This is a genomic window from Acetobacterium paludosum (genome assembly GCF_008086595.1).
In the GTDB taxonomy this organism is placed as follows: domain Bacteria; phylum Bacillota; class Clostridia; order Eubacteriales; family Eubacteriaceae; genus Acetobacterium; species Acetobacterium paludosum.
In genome coordinates this window covers 1-14,644 of record NZ_RXYA01000004.1, presented here as the reverse complement: position 1 = coordinate 14,644, position 14,644 = coordinate 1, and the positions used below count along the sequence as shown (strand labels likewise).

12 protein-coding genes are annotated in these 14,644 nt (G+C 42.5%); 5 read left to right on the top strand and 7 right to left on the bottom strand.

Annotated elements, in window-relative coordinates; all coding sequences use genetic code 11:
- Nucleotides 1–300 precede the first annotated feature (300 nt).
- Nucleotides 301–1,365: a DNA-binding protein WhiA gene (whiA, locus tag FZC41_RS05125; protein WP_170253859.1), complete on the top strand. Its 1,065-nt coding sequence runs from the start codon at nt 301–303 to the stop codon at nt 1,363–1,365.
- Between the two features lie 248 nt (nt 1,366–1,613).
- Here whiA and FZC41_RS05120 read toward each other — a convergent pair whose 3' ends face one another.
- From FZC41_RS05120 to FZC41_RS05110, 3 genes are all read right to left on the bottom strand, one after another.
- Nucleotides 1,614–2,192, bottom strand: a complete 579-nt coding sequence (locus tag FZC41_RS05120; RefSeq protein ID WP_148566328.1) for a sigma-70 family RNA polymerase sigma factor — start codon at nt 2,190–2,192, stop codon at nt 1,614–1,616.
- A 300-nt stretch (nt 2,193–2,492) separates the two neighbouring features.
- The gene (locus FZC41_RS05115) at nt 2,493–2,720 is read right to left on the bottom strand and encodes a DUF2922 domain-containing protein (protein WP_148566327.1); all 228 of its coding nucleotides are present in this window, start codon (nt 2,718–2,720) and stop codon (nt 2,493–2,495) included.
- A gap of 194 nt (nt 2,721–2,914) precedes the next feature.
- On the bottom strand, nt 2,915–3,139 hold the full coding sequence (locus FZC41_RS05110; RefSeq protein ID WP_148566326.1) for a DUF1659 domain-containing protein: 225 nt from the start codon (nt 3,137–3,139) through the stop codon (nt 2,915–2,917).
- A 186-nt stretch (nt 3,140–3,325) separates the two neighbouring features.
- Here FZC41_RS05110 and FZC41_RS05105 point away from each other — a divergent pair, with 186 nt between their 5' ends.
- Nucleotides 3,326–4,309: a Fic family protein gene (locus FZC41_RS05105; RefSeq protein ID WP_279235169.1), complete on the top strand. Its 984-nt coding sequence runs from the start codon at nt 3,326–3,328 to the stop codon at nt 4,307–4,309.
- 217 nt (nt 4,310–4,526) lie between these two features.
- Here the strand turns inward: FZC41_RS05105 and FZC41_RS05100 are convergent, their stop codons facing one another.
- The 3 genes from FZC41_RS05100 to FZC41_RS17705 form a co-directional block, all read right to left on the bottom strand.
- The gene (locus tag FZC41_RS05100) at nt 4,527–5,087 is read right to left on the bottom strand and encodes a D-Ala-D-Ala carboxypeptidase family metallohydrolase (protein WP_148566324.1); all 561 of its coding nucleotides are present in this window, start codon (nt 5,085–5,087) and stop codon (nt 4,527–4,529) included.
- A gap of 243 nt (nt 5,088–5,330) precedes the next feature.
- Nucleotides 5,331–5,738: a phage holin family protein gene (locus FZC41_RS05095; protein WP_148566323.1), complete on the bottom strand. Its 408-nt coding sequence runs from the start codon at nt 5,736–5,738 to the stop codon at nt 5,331–5,333.
- 354 nt (nt 5,739–6,092) lie between these two features.
- A complete protein-coding gene (locus FZC41_RS17705; protein ID WP_148566322.1) occupies nt 6,093–7,148 on the bottom strand; it encodes a PocR ligand-binding domain-containing protein in 1,056 nt (351 codons plus the stop codon).
- 490 nt (nt 7,149–7,638) lie between these two features.
- Here FZC41_RS17705 and FZC41_RS05085 point away from each other — a divergent pair, with 490 nt between their 5' ends.
- The 3 genes from FZC41_RS05085 (at nt 7,639) to FZC41_RS05075 (ending at nt 13,712) form a co-directional block, all read left to right on the top strand.
- A complete protein-coding gene (locus FZC41_RS05085) occupies nt 7,639–8,229 on the top strand; it encodes an RNA polymerase sigma factor (protein WP_148566321.1) in 591 nt (196 codons plus the stop codon).
- A 227-nt stretch (nt 8,230–8,456) separates the two neighbouring features.
- Complete coding sequence (locus FZC41_RS05080; protein WP_148566320.1) at nt 8,457–9,458, top strand: anti-sigma-I factor RsgI family protein; 1,002 nt, start codon at nt 8,457–8,459, stop codon at nt 9,456–9,458.
- 792 nt (nt 9,459–10,250) lie between these two features.
- Nucleotides 10,251–13,712 (top strand): Ig-like domain-containing protein, encoded by a 3,462-nt coding sequence (locus FZC41_RS05075; protein WP_148566319.1) that lies wholly within the window; start codon nt 10,251–10,253, stop codon nt 13,710–13,712.
- Nucleotides 13,713–14,215: 503 nt separating this feature from the next.
- Here FZC41_RS05075 and FZC41_RS17610 read toward each other — a convergent pair.
- Nucleotides 14,216–14,395, bottom strand: a complete 180-nt coding sequence (locus FZC41_RS17610) for a transposase domain-containing protein (RefSeq protein ID WP_243136655.1) — start codon at nt 14,393–14,395, stop codon at nt 14,216–14,218.
- Nucleotides 14,396–14,644 lie beyond the last annotated feature (249 nt).

Below are 14,644 nucleotides of genomic sequence, written 5' to 3'. Positions count from 1 at the left end.
ATTCCCAATCGCTAGAAATGCTTAAAATAACGTCAAGCATAATACGTAGGGGCGATTCCCAATCGCCCGAAATGCTTAAAATAACGTCAGGCATGATACCGTAGGGACGATTCCCAATCGCCCGAAATGCTTAAAATAACGTCAGGCATGATACCGTAGGGGCGATTCCCAATCGCCCGAAATGCTTAAAATAACGTCAGGCATGATACCGTAGGGGCGATTTCCAATCGCCCGAAATGCTTAAAATAACGTCAAGCATAATACCGTAGGGGCGATTCCCAATCGCCCGAAATGCCGATCATGCAAACAAACGTCCACGGGCGAACAGGAACAGCTTCTTACGAAAGAAATGGTGAACCAGTGACATTTTCAGCGATTTTAAAAAAAGATATTTCCAAGCTCCCATTCGGTTCCAAAGCCTCCCGGCAAGCTGAATTGTCGGGGATCATCGGAGCCGTCGCAACCATTATCGTGGATGTGGCGGGTGACATGAGCATCAGCATAAAAACCGAAAACCCCTCGGTGGCCGCCCGGACATACCAGCTCATCAAAGGGCTGTTTCAAACAAAACCGAAAATCAAGATCGAGAAAACAAAAAAATTTAAAGAACATCGTGCTTACAATGTCCTCATTGAAGATCCGAAGATGGCGAAAAGAATACTTGGCGACTGTGAAATCTTGAGCTTTAACAATCTGGGTCAGGCTTTTTTTGCCAATCAGGTACCGGAAAAGTTTAAAAAACAGGCAACGCAGACAAAAGCATATATCCGTGGGGCTTTTTTAGGTTGCGGTTCCGTGTCCAACCCGGAAAAAACCTACCATCTTGAACTGGTGGGCAAGAAAACCGCGATTCAAAGTAAAACGAACGACCGCAGTCTAACCGGAAATATCGAGCAGTGCGCCTTGTTGGAAAGCATCAAAGAAATATTGAATGATTTTGGAATTAAATCCAATCTCATTCATAGAAAAGCGCACTGGGTGCTGTATCTGAAAGAAGGGGGCAGTGTTGCTGATTTTCTCAATGTGATCGGTGCCCATCGAGGGCTGCTGGAAATGGAGAATATCCGGATCATCAAAGAAATGCGGAATGATGTAAATCGCCAGGTTAACTGTGAAACCGCCAACCTGAATAAAACCGTCATCGCCGCCTACGATCAGGTGGCCGCCATTTTAGTCATCAAAGAGAAGATCGGGTTGAGAAACCTGCCCCAGAACCTCTACGATATTGCCGAATTGCGATTAAACTATCCGGATGCCAGCATCAAAGAACTGGGAGAACGATTAGACCCTCCCGTCGGCAAATCCGGCGTTTATCATCGGCTCAAGAAACTGAGCCAAATTGCCGAAGATTTAAAATTAAAATAATTTTAAACCGCCATCATGCATCATACCGATTGAATGCCAAAACCCCCATCATGCATTATCCTGTAGGGGCGATCCGTGATCGCCCGAAACGTCGATCATTGGCACAAACGTCTTCGGGCGATTGAGAATCGCCCCTACAAAAAGAAAAAAACGATTGGATTCAAAACCCCCATACCGCATCATACCGATTGGATTCACCCCCCCGTAACGCATCATTTCGTAGGGGCGATCCATGATCGCCCGAAACGTTAGTTCACCAGATCCATCCCAAAGTAAGTGCGCAGATCCTGAATCGCCCGGCGATGCAGTTTCACCAGGCTGTTGGAGCTCACCCCGATGCTTTGGGCGATATCTTTGATACTCCGATTTTTAAAATAATGTTCCTCGATAATCCAACGTTGCCGTTCCCTGAGCTGGGGCAGATAAAGCAGCAGCGCCGATAAATCTTCATGATGAAGGTAGTCCCCTTCAATATCCGCATTTTTATCCATTAAAGTATCCAATAAAGATGACGTCTCATTTTTACCGGGGGCATCCAAAGAAGTTGAGTTTTTGTGAGACTTGGCGACATCAACAAAATAATAAAACAATTCCTTTTTTAGATAACCGGAAAAAGGTACCCCCAGAGCCTCATCGTAGGTATCAACCGAGTTGAGTATCACAATCGCTCCTTCACTTAAATAATCATCAAGGGCATCCTGTTCATAAACATAACGACGAATCAACGAGACAACTAAAGGCCGAAAACCTTCAATCAAAGCCAACTGGCACTTCGGTTCCTTTTTCCGGGCACCGCGTACCAAAGAAATTATTTCATTGTTTTCCATGTTTCACCTCTTTCAATCAAATAGAACAGATGTTCTATTTGCATTATATATTATTTGTAATTGAAATACAATCATTTTCTTAATATCAATAATGAAAAAGAGCCAGTGTAAACACCGGCTCAAATATAACGATAAATAATAAAGTATAAAGTATAAAGTAAGTGTCTTGCGATAATCGTAACATCAGTTGTTTGCATCATGGCGAACAGGCGATAGCCTGTCCGATCATGCAGCAAACAACGATTTATTATTGTCACAAGACACGATTTTGTCGGGAATCGGAAGTCCGATTCCAATTACTTATACTGCAGACATTGCAAAATCCTGAGTCGTGGTGCTGATCAGCTTTCCGCTGACTTTGGACTTAAAGTCGGAATCTTCTGGAGCAAAGATATTTTTAGCAAGGATCAAATCCATTGCAGCATTCATTTCAGCCTGGGTCACAGTCGCATCAGCATCTGCTACAGAAAGGGTGGAATTTTTACCATCCCCACGTTTGAATACCATCGTTGCTTTAATTTCTGGCATGAGCGTTCACCTCCTTTCCTTAAAATTTTCACCGATTACTAAGACAAGTTACTTAGAAATCATACCGACAATTGTTATATCATGTTGTGACCTGGGGGTCAGACCCTGTGCCTCAAGGCGAACAGGCGATAACCTGTCCGAATTGTGAGCATACAACGGATTAACAATTGGTCGGTATAGCAGTTTGTTAACAGTTAGACACCCGGAATCAAAAGGGTGCTTTCAATTTTGACGACTTCTTCCAGGGTCGGCGCCTGCAGCGTTGCAAGAGCAGCAGCCACGGCGTAGATGTCATCATTTCCGGCAGATGCTTTCAGATTAGAATAAGTCTTCGACTTAATCACATCTTTGCCATCCACCAGCCCGTAGTTGGAACGGATCTGGATTTTGTTGCTGAGAAAATCGGTTGTTACTGGCATTGTGTGGTCCTCCTTTCTTTCGGTATACTCTATAAATGGAAGAAACCGGAAAAAGGTGCCAAAAAGAAATAAGACGCATGTTACGACCTCCTTATTTCACTTTAATTGATAAAAAGAAATAAAAGAAGTAAGATCAACCTATAATTTCAGTTTAGGAGTACTATTTATGAAGAATAGAGCAGGTGAATATCAAATCAGGTTCCCGATGTTGATCTATTCGTATCAATGTACGTGAGAAAAGAAGCTCTGCTTTCTTCCCAAATCGAAGGAACACAGGCGACATTGGATGATATTCTGGACCCAAACCTTGAAGATAATACGAATCGCGAAGTTGAAGATGTCATCAATTATATTAAGGCTTCAATATTTGCAAAAAAGAGACTGAATGAATTGCCTATCTCCAATCGATTGCTGAAAGAGATCCATAAAGTATTTTTGGAAGGAGTAAGAGGCAGTGAAAAGAGTCCCGGAGAGTTCAGACGATCTCAAAATTGGATCGGTCCACAGGGAGGTACTTTGAAAGATGCCCGATTTGTACCCCCCAATGAAAAGGATATGATCGAGGGCATGTCCGACCTAGAGAAATTTCTTAATGAAGATGATGGATTGGAACCATTAATCAAAATAGGACTTGCGCATTATCAGTTTGAAACCATCCATCCTTTTTTAGATGGAAACGGTAGAATTGGACGCTTATTGATTAACCTGTTTCTAATTGAAAAAAAAGTGTTGAGTCATGAAACTTTGTATCTGTCATGTTTTCTGAAAAGAAATCGGATTGAGTATTATGATCGGATGATGGAGGTAAGATCAAAAGGAAATTTGGAACAGTGGATTAAGTTTTTCCTTTTAGCCGTTAATGAATCGGCAGAAGATGCCATTCGGACGATTGAAAAGCTTGTTAAACTGCAGGATAAGAATCGCCAACTGATAGACAGCACGATTGGAAGATCAAAAAAAACGGTCAGAATGGTATTGGATTATCTCGAGAGAAGCCCGATTATTGACATAAAAAAAACCAGCTTGGCATTGGAAATTTCATATAATGCGGTTTCCAATGCCGTTAATCATCTGATGGATTTGAGCATCTTGCTGCAAACCGAAAGCGGGCAAAGAAACCGCGTTTTTGCCTATGAAGAGTATCTGCAGATCTTGCGAAAAGATACGTGACCGGAAACTACTTGCAAAGCAACGATCGCTTGATTTAAAGTTGTAGGGGCTATTCTCAATCGCCCGAGGACGTTTGTTTGAAAGATCGACGTTTCGGGCGATCATGGATCGCCCCTACAGTATTATGTGTTAGGGCGGTTTAGAATTCAATGAGTTTGGTTTTCTTTCTGGTAGGGGGCGATTATTAATCACCCGCCACCGTTAATACGCGATAATCTTAAATCTCCAGATGACAAAACCCTTCATCTTCATAAATGATCACACCCAGGCCCTGGTCTTCGGCAGCTGCCGCCAGTTCATGGACAGATAGCCCCGGAACATAGCAGTCAACGGCTGCCCCGACAAGATGCCGGGAATTCGGGATACCGCCTACCTCTTGGTTGCGGATCGGACAACGGACTCCTGAAGTGACGATGATTGCGGTGTCCAGCGCCTGACGCACGTTTTCCAGACGGCGAAGCAGTTCGGGGTTCATTTCCGCCGGAAAGCCGTTGCAGTAACGGCCCTCACAACAGCATTTAAAGGCCTGCCGATTGAAATGCGGGGTGAGCTGCTGGTCATCTAACGGCACCTCGGCAGGGGTTTCTGGTACCGGGGCCATGTCATTTTGAAACAGGGCGGTATGGGTCAGCGGGCCCACCATCCCGTCCGGCTCCAGACCATGATCGGCCTGAAACATCTTAATGGCATTCTGTGTCAGCGGCCCATCGATGTCGTCGATGGCCCCCGGTGAGTACCCTGCTTTTTCCAGGGCCTCCTGAATCAGTTCCATATACATACTATTTTCCTCCTCGTTTAGAAAGTGCTGTGCGCTTTGCTGCCGGTTTACGCGAATCAATTCGTACACTGCACGTCGGACAGTCTAACGACTGTTCGCCTACACGTTACCGAATTGATTGCGAAACCAACATCAAACAAACTGCTAACGGGCGATCATGGATCGCCCCTACGGGTTAAAGCATGGTATAAACACCGTAGGGGCGATTCTCAATCGCCCGAAAACGTCAATTGTCGGTATGATTTACCGATCGTCTATTTTTTCGGACAACTGCGCCAAAACGGCCTTTAGCTTGGCGGGAATGGGAAAACCCAGACGGGCGCAGTTTTCCAGAATGCTGATGCCTTCATTGGCGGTGTAAAAGAAAATCACGGCCGTGCGCATGGCGCCGCCGCCCCCCAACAGGTTTTGATCCAGCAAATGGCCTAATGCCACCATCATCAGGATCAGGATTTTCTTGAGAATACCAACGAATCCAATTTCACTGGAGACTTGCCTTTGGGCAATGGCGGTCATAACGCCGGTCAGGTAATCAATCAGGATAAAGCCCAGCAGGGTATAAACAGCCCCGTCGAAGCCCCCCAGAAGAAAACCGAGAACCGAGCCAATGACCGCAGCGGCGCTGGGCAGGGTGTTTAAAATTGTTTTCATTTCACGTCAGAAACCTCCTTTAGTAAGATTTGCTACCTTCAATCTATTGCGAAAGTAATGTTAGCTTTACGCAATGATCGAAAGCTACTCTTATTAAATAGAAGCAAAAAAAAAAGATGCCAAAAAAAAGACCATTCAATTAAGAATGGTCCAATCAATCATGATGCAAAAAGGGGCATACCCCGACGGTTTTTTGCATACCCTAACGGGGTTTGAACAAAAAACAATGTAGGGGCGATTCTCAATCGCCCGAAAAGGTTAATTATCGAACAAACGTTGGCGGGCGATCATGGATCGCCCCTACGGGGAAAAATCCAGCGCGAAACATCACGGGGGGGTTAAACAAAAACCGTTTTAGTAAACGCTGCTTTTAAGCGTGTTGATCTCGGTCTTTAATTTATCGGCAATGCTGTTTAACAACTGCAATTTTTCATTGACTTCTTCCATCGACTTCTGATGCTCGCCGATGATTTTGTAGGATTTCGCTGCCTGCGATTCGACATGGTTCATGCTGGCCGTGATGCTGTCCAGAATATTTTCGATTTTTCGCGCGGAATCCTGGCTCTGCACCGCCAGCTTGCGGACTTCATCGGCAACCACGTTGAAACCGCGGCCGAATTCACCGGCCCGGGTCGCTTCAATCGCTGCATTCAAACCCAGTAGATTCGTCTGGGTGGCAATGTCCCGGATGAATTTCAGGATGGAATCCGTTTCCTTTACCTTGTTTTTAGAAATAGTGGAAGATTCCAGCAGTTCATCCGATACTTTGATCAGCGAAGCGATCTGGTCAGAAAAGCCATTGATGAATTCGCTGATGGAACGGATATTTTCAAACACGTTCTTGGAGATCATTTCAAAATTTTCAGTTTCTTCGGCCAGCAGGTGGCTGTGATGTCCCATCTCAGAGATGGAATTGGCGAAAACGTAAAGCATCTCCGCAGCGGCATCGATTTTTTCTCTTGGGACAATCGATACTTTTCTGACGGCATCGATGTAGTCGTCTTCATTTATCCCTAGCTCACGGGCAACTTTTCTGAAATGTTCTTCGTCCGGTGGCGCTTCAAGACACTGACCGCCTAACATAGCGCCGATTTCAACGCCGTCAATGACGATCGGTGCGGCAAAATCGACCAGTCCGGCATGACATGAATATACCGCCGGTCGTCCGGTGTTGGCGGCTTTTTTTCCACCATCGATATCACATTTGACACAGCGTTTGTTTCCTTCCCCAGAACCCCGGGTGTATTTCATACAAAAATCTGTAAAATGGCTGGGCTGTGTAATTTCGCCTTTTACGTTATCAACGGAGATCGTGGCCATTCCTGTCGCTGCCGAAAAAGCGTCTTGAAATTTCTGTAATACATTGACATCAATAAGTTCATCTACCGAATACTCTACTTTTTTTCCCATGTTTTCCTCCATAAATTGACGATCTGGAACGACAAGAATTAAAATTAAAACACATGATGCAGAAATATAATGTTGTAATGATTAAAAATTGTGGCCGTTTCATATTTGAATGGTTATTTATATGATTCTTTGTTAATTGTATCACGGCGATAAATGATTGTCACCAAGAAACCTTGGTGAAAAAAGTATAAAAATTAGCAGGGTGAAATTAATACAAAAATGATGTATAATGGATATCAATGTGTAATTTATCGAAAACCCCGTAGGGGCGATACCCAACATGTAATTTAGAAAACACCGTAGGGGCGATTCCCAATCGCCCGAAAACGTTGGTATTTATGACAAACGTGCACGGGCGATCATGGATCGCCCCTACGGGATAAGATAACCTATTTTGGGGTGGATCACCCCCCCGATTAAAATTAAATTATTTGCATTGCAATAAAACGTGACGGTGAAACGTTACTATATTATGGAGGAGTAATACTTAATGATATTATTTTTGAGTATGGTAGTGCCCCAGGGCTTAGAATCTGAGCAGCAAAAAAAATTAAATATTGACGAAGCGCTGTTCATTAGAATCGCCGAGGATGACGTGGCTGCCTTCGAGGAGCTTTACCGTCTCACCGAGCGAACCCTCTATGCGTTTGTGCTGTCGATTATAAAAAATCATGACGATGCCCTTGATGTGGTTCAGGATACCTATCTGAAAATTCGCTCCGCGGCCCATCTGTACAAACCGATGGGGAAGCCGATGGCCTGGGTTTTCACGATCGCCCGGAATCTGTCAATCAGTAAAATAAGATTTAAGAAAAAAAACGACAGCGTACCGGTGGAAGATCTGGAAAATGATCTTTCATTTTCATATGTCACAGACAGCGGCGACAAACTGGTGCTGCAGGCAGCTTTTAAAATCCTGAACGACCAGGAAAGAGAGATTATCCTGCTTCATGCCATTTCGGGTTTTTCCCATCGTGAAATAGCGGAAAGCCTGGATGTGCCAATTTCCACCGTCTTGTCAAAATATCATCGGGGATTGAAAAAACTGAAAAAATATCTTACCGAAAAGGAGGTGTTATAGTGAAACCAATCAATATCGAAAAGTCCCTCAACCGAGCAATCAGCCAGGCGCCAATCCTGGATTTTGAAAAACTGGCAGCCATGCCCGTGGTTAAAATGACCGAGCACGACTACATCACCAAACAGGCGGTGAAGAAAAAACCGAAGTACTGCCGCCAATTTTCCACCGTCTTTGCCTGTTGCATTCTGGCGGTGGTCTGTTATTCCGGCTGGTATGTGCAATTTAAAATGCCGGACAGCATCGTGGCCCTGGATGTTAATCCGAGCATCGAAATCGTGACCAACAAACACAATCAGGTGCTGTCGGTCAAGGCCCTGAACGAGGATGCCCAACGAGTCATCAATGGTCAGAATTTTGATCAGGCCGATTTGGAAGACTCCGTTGATACCCTGGTCTCGGCGATGATCAGTCATGGGTATCTCAATACCGATCGGAATGTCGTTCTGGTATCGGTCAAGAATAACGACACCGACAAGGCCGACGATCTGGCTGTCTCCGTGGATCAGGTGATTATGGACAGTGCCTCATCACAGAATATTGAGCCCACCGTCTTAAGACAGACATTGACCGAAGCGGACGAGCAAACATCAGCCCTGGCCGATCAGTACAACGTTTCAACCGGAAAAATCAAGATGATTCAGGAGATCGCATCATCAGATGATAGTTTATCCGTCGATAAGCTGGCAGCTATGTCGGTCACAGAACTGCTGCAGGTGTCTAAAGACAAAGCAGTTGACCTGAACAAAATTATTAAATTTGATAATGTTTCTCCTAATGAAGATACGAAAGTCGCCGGGCAGACAAGCACCGGCAATGCGACAACCACATCCGCTCAGACCGTGACGGGGACGACTGATGCAGCACCGGTCAATGCAACGGGAACAGAGACCACCGGCAGTACCGTCGTCAATCCAACCGAGACGGTCACCACCGGCACGACGGCGGCGACACCACCGGTTACGCCGGCGGCCAAAGAAGAACCAACCGTCGCTCCGCCGACGGCCGAGAATACCGGCAGTGCGACTACCAATGAATCTGATGTCAGCGACACCGGCAAGACCACCCCGGCTCCAACCGACACCGGCGCGACCGGGAATGCCACGGCCAATGAATCGGATACTAGCGATACCGGCAAATCAGCAACGAACCAATCGGATCCGGCAACTACCGTTGTCAGTCAACCGAATACCGGAACAGCGGTAGTTAATCCAACGGCTGTTGTTAATTAATGAACCCGCTTAACCGGTTTTGTTAAGAACAGAATGTAACGATTGTTGTTAAAAAAATTCAAAATTTCAAAAAAATATTAAAAATGTAAAAAAAAATTAAATGCTGTGCGATAAAATGCATTTCCCTGACGTTAACTCAACATAGGGTATCATCATAACCTAAAGTTCTAATTTATACAGGTCAGAAAATTGGGGAAATGCAGTGGCGTGAGGCCGTTGTATTGGACGTCAGCACATTGAAAGGTGGGATGCCGGAAGAATCATTAGATATGTTGGATTTATAAAAAGGGTAGGCGGTCTTTACTAAAAATACAGTGGTTTGTGGAGAAAGTAAAGAAAGTCGATCGGGAAACTGTTTTAACAGCGAAACAACCCTGGAAGTCATCAAATATGAGACAATGAGACATATTTAAGCGGTAATCGAATAATGGTTCTTTATTTGTAGGCGATACAATGAATTAAATTGTCGGAAATTGTGAAATTCGGATTTGAGATTAAAAAAAATAGAATAATTAATTGCAAAATCAAGCAATGTGGTGTAAAATTCATTGTGAGAAAGCTCTTACTCATTTAGCGTTCCATGATATGTGTAGACCTGACACCTTTTCTAAGTTGGTGTAGTAAAATTGGTTTACCCTTTGCGAACAATACAAATTAGGAAAGGAGGAATATAAAGTGGTCTGCTAAGAGGAGCATGATTAAGTCTGGAATTTAAACGTGAGTCGATCATAAAGATCGTTTTTATTCCGGGTATACAACAAAATAAAATATACAAACGGAGGATTTAAAAGTATGAAGAAAATTTCAGTAAGCATTCTTTCAGTATTCATGATGCTTTCCATGGTTTTTTCTACAAGCGTATTCGCTGCCAATGATGCAACAACAAAAACATCGGCATGGGATTCTTTTGTAGGATTATTCACAAAAGCAACAGCAACTACTGATACAATGAGTGTTCAGTATCGTGGACATATCCAGGATATCGGCAATGCCCCTACAGATGGTAGTTGGGTTCAAAGTGACCAACAATTAGGAACAACTGGTGAATCCAAAAGAATTGAAGGATTCAACATTGAACTAACAGGAGCAATCCCTACTGGTGCACATGTTGTTTATAATGTACACGTAGAAAATGTTGGTTGGTTATATCCTACTGATGATTCAACTAATTGGATCAAAGATGGCGCATTTGCCGGCAGCGTTGGAAAATCTCAACGTGTTGAAGCAATCGAAATTAAACTGGTTGATGCTACTGGTGCTCAATTACCAGGCTACTCAGTTCAATACACGGTTCACGGCGAAAACTACGGCTGGACACAAGGTTGGATTTCTGATGGAAACATCGCTGGAACAACCGGAGATGGTCTACGTTTAGAAGCAATCAGAATCAAAGTTACTCAAGTAGCTGCTGATTTAACAGCTTATAACGCAGCAATTGCCGCTGTTAATCAAGCTGATTATACAACCGCTTCCTGGACGACTTATCAGGCAGTTGTAGCAGCTAATCCTGCAGCAACAACTGATACACAGTCAAAAGTTGATACAGCAACAGCTAATATTGTCGCTGCTCAAGGAAACTTGGTGTTAGTACCTAAGGTTACATCTGTAACTGCAGTTAACGCTAAACAAATCTTGGTAACTTATAATAAGAATGTAGATAAAACTACAGCTGAGACAACAGGTAACTATACTCTTTCAGCAGCAAATGCAGATGCAGTTGGAACTATTACAGTAGGTACTGCTAAGGTACAGGATGATAAAAAGACCGTAATCCTTGATATCGAAGCAACACCACTTAATAGTAAAACAACAGCTAATTACTTTGTTAAAGTATCTGGCGTAAAAGAATTCGCTGGCACATTATTTGGTGACTATGCTCAAGTTGTAACACTTTTTGATGCAGTATCACCAACAGTAACAAGTGTTGCATTATCAGACAGCAATACAATTAAAGTAACATTCTCTGAACCAATCAACACTAATAATTCTGGCGCAGCTTCAGCAATTAAATTTACATTAGATAGCGTGAACGTATCTGTACCAGCTACAGCGTACACTCTTTCTACTGATAAAAAATCTGTCGAAATTAATGTTGCAACTGCAGGATTAACAGCTGAAAAAACATACGGTCTTACCGTAGATGGTTTAACAGATTTTGCTTCGAACGCATTAGTAACATATACAACTACAGTATATATTACTAAAGATACAACTAAACCAACTGTAGAAAGTGTAACTGCACTAAGCCTACAGGATGTTAAAGTAGTATTTAGTGAAAAAATCGCTAATGGTATTTCAGGATTTAATCTTAACGTAGATGGTACTCCAAGTATCGCATCTGTACAAGATGAAAATACTACAACACCAGACGGAAAATCATTCATTGTTCATTTAAACAGTGCTAAAACAGCAGCAAACCATATCGTTGCAGTTTATAGCTATTATGATCTTGCAAACAATGCAGGAGAAACAAAAACACAAGAAATTAAATTTGCAGCTTCTAAACCAGTATTAGTAAGCTCAACAGCAACAATCAAAGATATTGCAGGCGTAACATATGCGATATACACATTTGATCGTAGTGTTCTCCAAACTGTTAATACTATAGCTAATGTGCCTTACGTAGATGTTAATGGTGTTACACAACATACAACATTAACCATCGGTGATTATACAGATATAGTTGGATTAGAAAAAACACAAATCGCAGTTGAACTTTCTTCACAAGCGACTGGTACATACAACTTCACATTTGTAAAAGGTGCTGTTGAAGATTTATATTCTCAACAAGCAGATGAAATGAAGTTAAGCTTTGTAAAAGACGCTGTAGCTGCTAAGACTACAGTATCATCAGTTAAAACAAATACAGTTGCGGGAACAAATACTTTAAATAAAGTAACTGTAACCTTCGTAGGAGATGTTGATATTAGTGCTTTAGATGCTACACATTATACTATTGATGGTATTCAAGCATTTGAAACAGGTTCTGCTATCTATGACGGAAACAAACGAACAGTTACTCTAACTTTAAAAGATGGCGCATTGACAACTTCTGGGAATAAAACATTTAATGTTACTAATGTTACCAATGTAACTAATTATAGTAGCTCACTTACTTTCAGAGAAAATGTTAAACCAGTCGTAGTTAAATCAGAATTAATCGCTTACGACAAAATTAAATTATCACTTTCAGAACCAGTTACAGTAAGTTCTACTGGTACTGCTGCCGGACTAGAAGTATACGTCAATGGAGTTAAAACAACTACAGATGTAACTATTACTGGTAGTGGAACAGACAAATTAACTATCACCCTTGCAACTGCTGATAAGTTGACAAGCTCAACAACACCATTAAAAGTTAGCATTTTATCAACAAATAATTTAACAGATGCTACAACTAACGTAATGGCAGCAACAGATTTAACAAACATTGCAGTAGCATTTACTGACACAGCTTTAGATTACACTAATGCAATTACCGCAATGGACACAGCTATGAACAAAGACTTAACACTTAGCTCAAACCTTGTAGCTGCTAAATTAGCAATTACAAATGCTATTACTGCAAAAAATGCAGCAGCAGCAGTTACAGCTTATGCATTAGAAATCAGTGATTCACAAGCCATTGTAGGTGCTATAGACACTTATGTCGCAGCAAAAGATACAGCTGCAACTTCGGCTGCAGGTACTACTACAGCAACCACAGCAGTACTTACAACAGCTAAAAACGATATTACTGCAGTTGGCACAGCAAAAACGGCAGTCGATTCCGCAATTACAACAGCTACTGGAGTTGGACATACGATGGTATTAGGAACATTAAGTTCAGCTTTGGCAACAGACGCAACAGCGGTTACAACAGCAGATAAAGCTATTGTTAAACCAAACATGGTTGATAACTTTGATGTCACACTAGCAGCTGATCAAAGTGCAAATAAAGGACAATTAACATTCGTAGCTCCTTGGATTGCAGGAGTAAATGCATCAGATCTAAAAGCTAACTTTACTGTAGCTGGTACATTTAATCCAACAACTGGTGCACCACCATCAGCAACAGCATTGACATTTAGTACAGATCATTACGTATTGTCTACTGTAGGTGCAAATGATGCTACAGCTAGAACAGCAACAATTACACTATTTACTAATGATACTTTATCAGCATACTTTGGTATTTCTGTTGCTGATGCAGTAACTGTAACAGGTCCAGTTACCGCTTCAATGGTAGCAGGTCCTATAGCATTAACAAAATAAGTAGACATTAGACAAATGTAACAAACGGTGCCTGTCACTTAACTTATTTAACTTAACTTTTTGAGCTGGATGGTTTAGAAACAGAGAAGAGAGACGATTTGGGTTCTTAGGGACTCGGGTCGTCTTTTCTTTTTGGCTATTTGCAAACGATTACTAATCGTCGGAGGTTCAGCTTTCTGGTTGAAAAATTCTGTCTATTTTCGCTGAAAAACTATTGGCTGGGGGATCTGGATTCTGCCGATTGTCTGTTTCCAATCAGTTGCGGCATTTTCACAGCGGCTAATCTCACTGAAGAATTTGAATTCTCCAACCAGTCACATTTTTTATAAATCAAAGTAAGCGTCCAATAAACGCATGGATTTAAAACAAGCCAAAAACATGAGACAATAGACTCAAAACAGAACTTTTAGTGTTTTCAGAGTAACTCAGAAAACATTAAAGTAAGTGCCTCAAAAGATGGCGTATAGCAAGTCTGATCGAAACCTGCTATACTGATCACATCATTATTTGAGGCACTTTTTGTATTTGTGATTGAGTCTGCACACCTCGGGCAATTCCTGAGACCATGGCAGATATTTTTCAAGTACTTCCGGCTGGTGCAGATAGTCACTGTTGGGGATTTCGGACAGAAGGTAATTCAGATATTCGTAGACATTAAGCTCGTTTGCCCGGGCCGATTCCACCAGAGTGTAGAGTACCGCATTGGCAGTTGCACCTTTGGGCGAATCGGCAAAAAGCCAGGCGCGTCGTCCTGTCGCAAAAGGTTTGATGCTGGCCTCACAGAGTTATTCTTATGTCAGGATAACTCTGCTTATCCTCATTATTAAAAAATCCTCAGGATTGGATGAATGCCGCATAAACCAGCGATTCTTCATTCAATCCTGAGGATTTTATTGTATATTCCAACCAATTGCATGATACTGAAATTACCA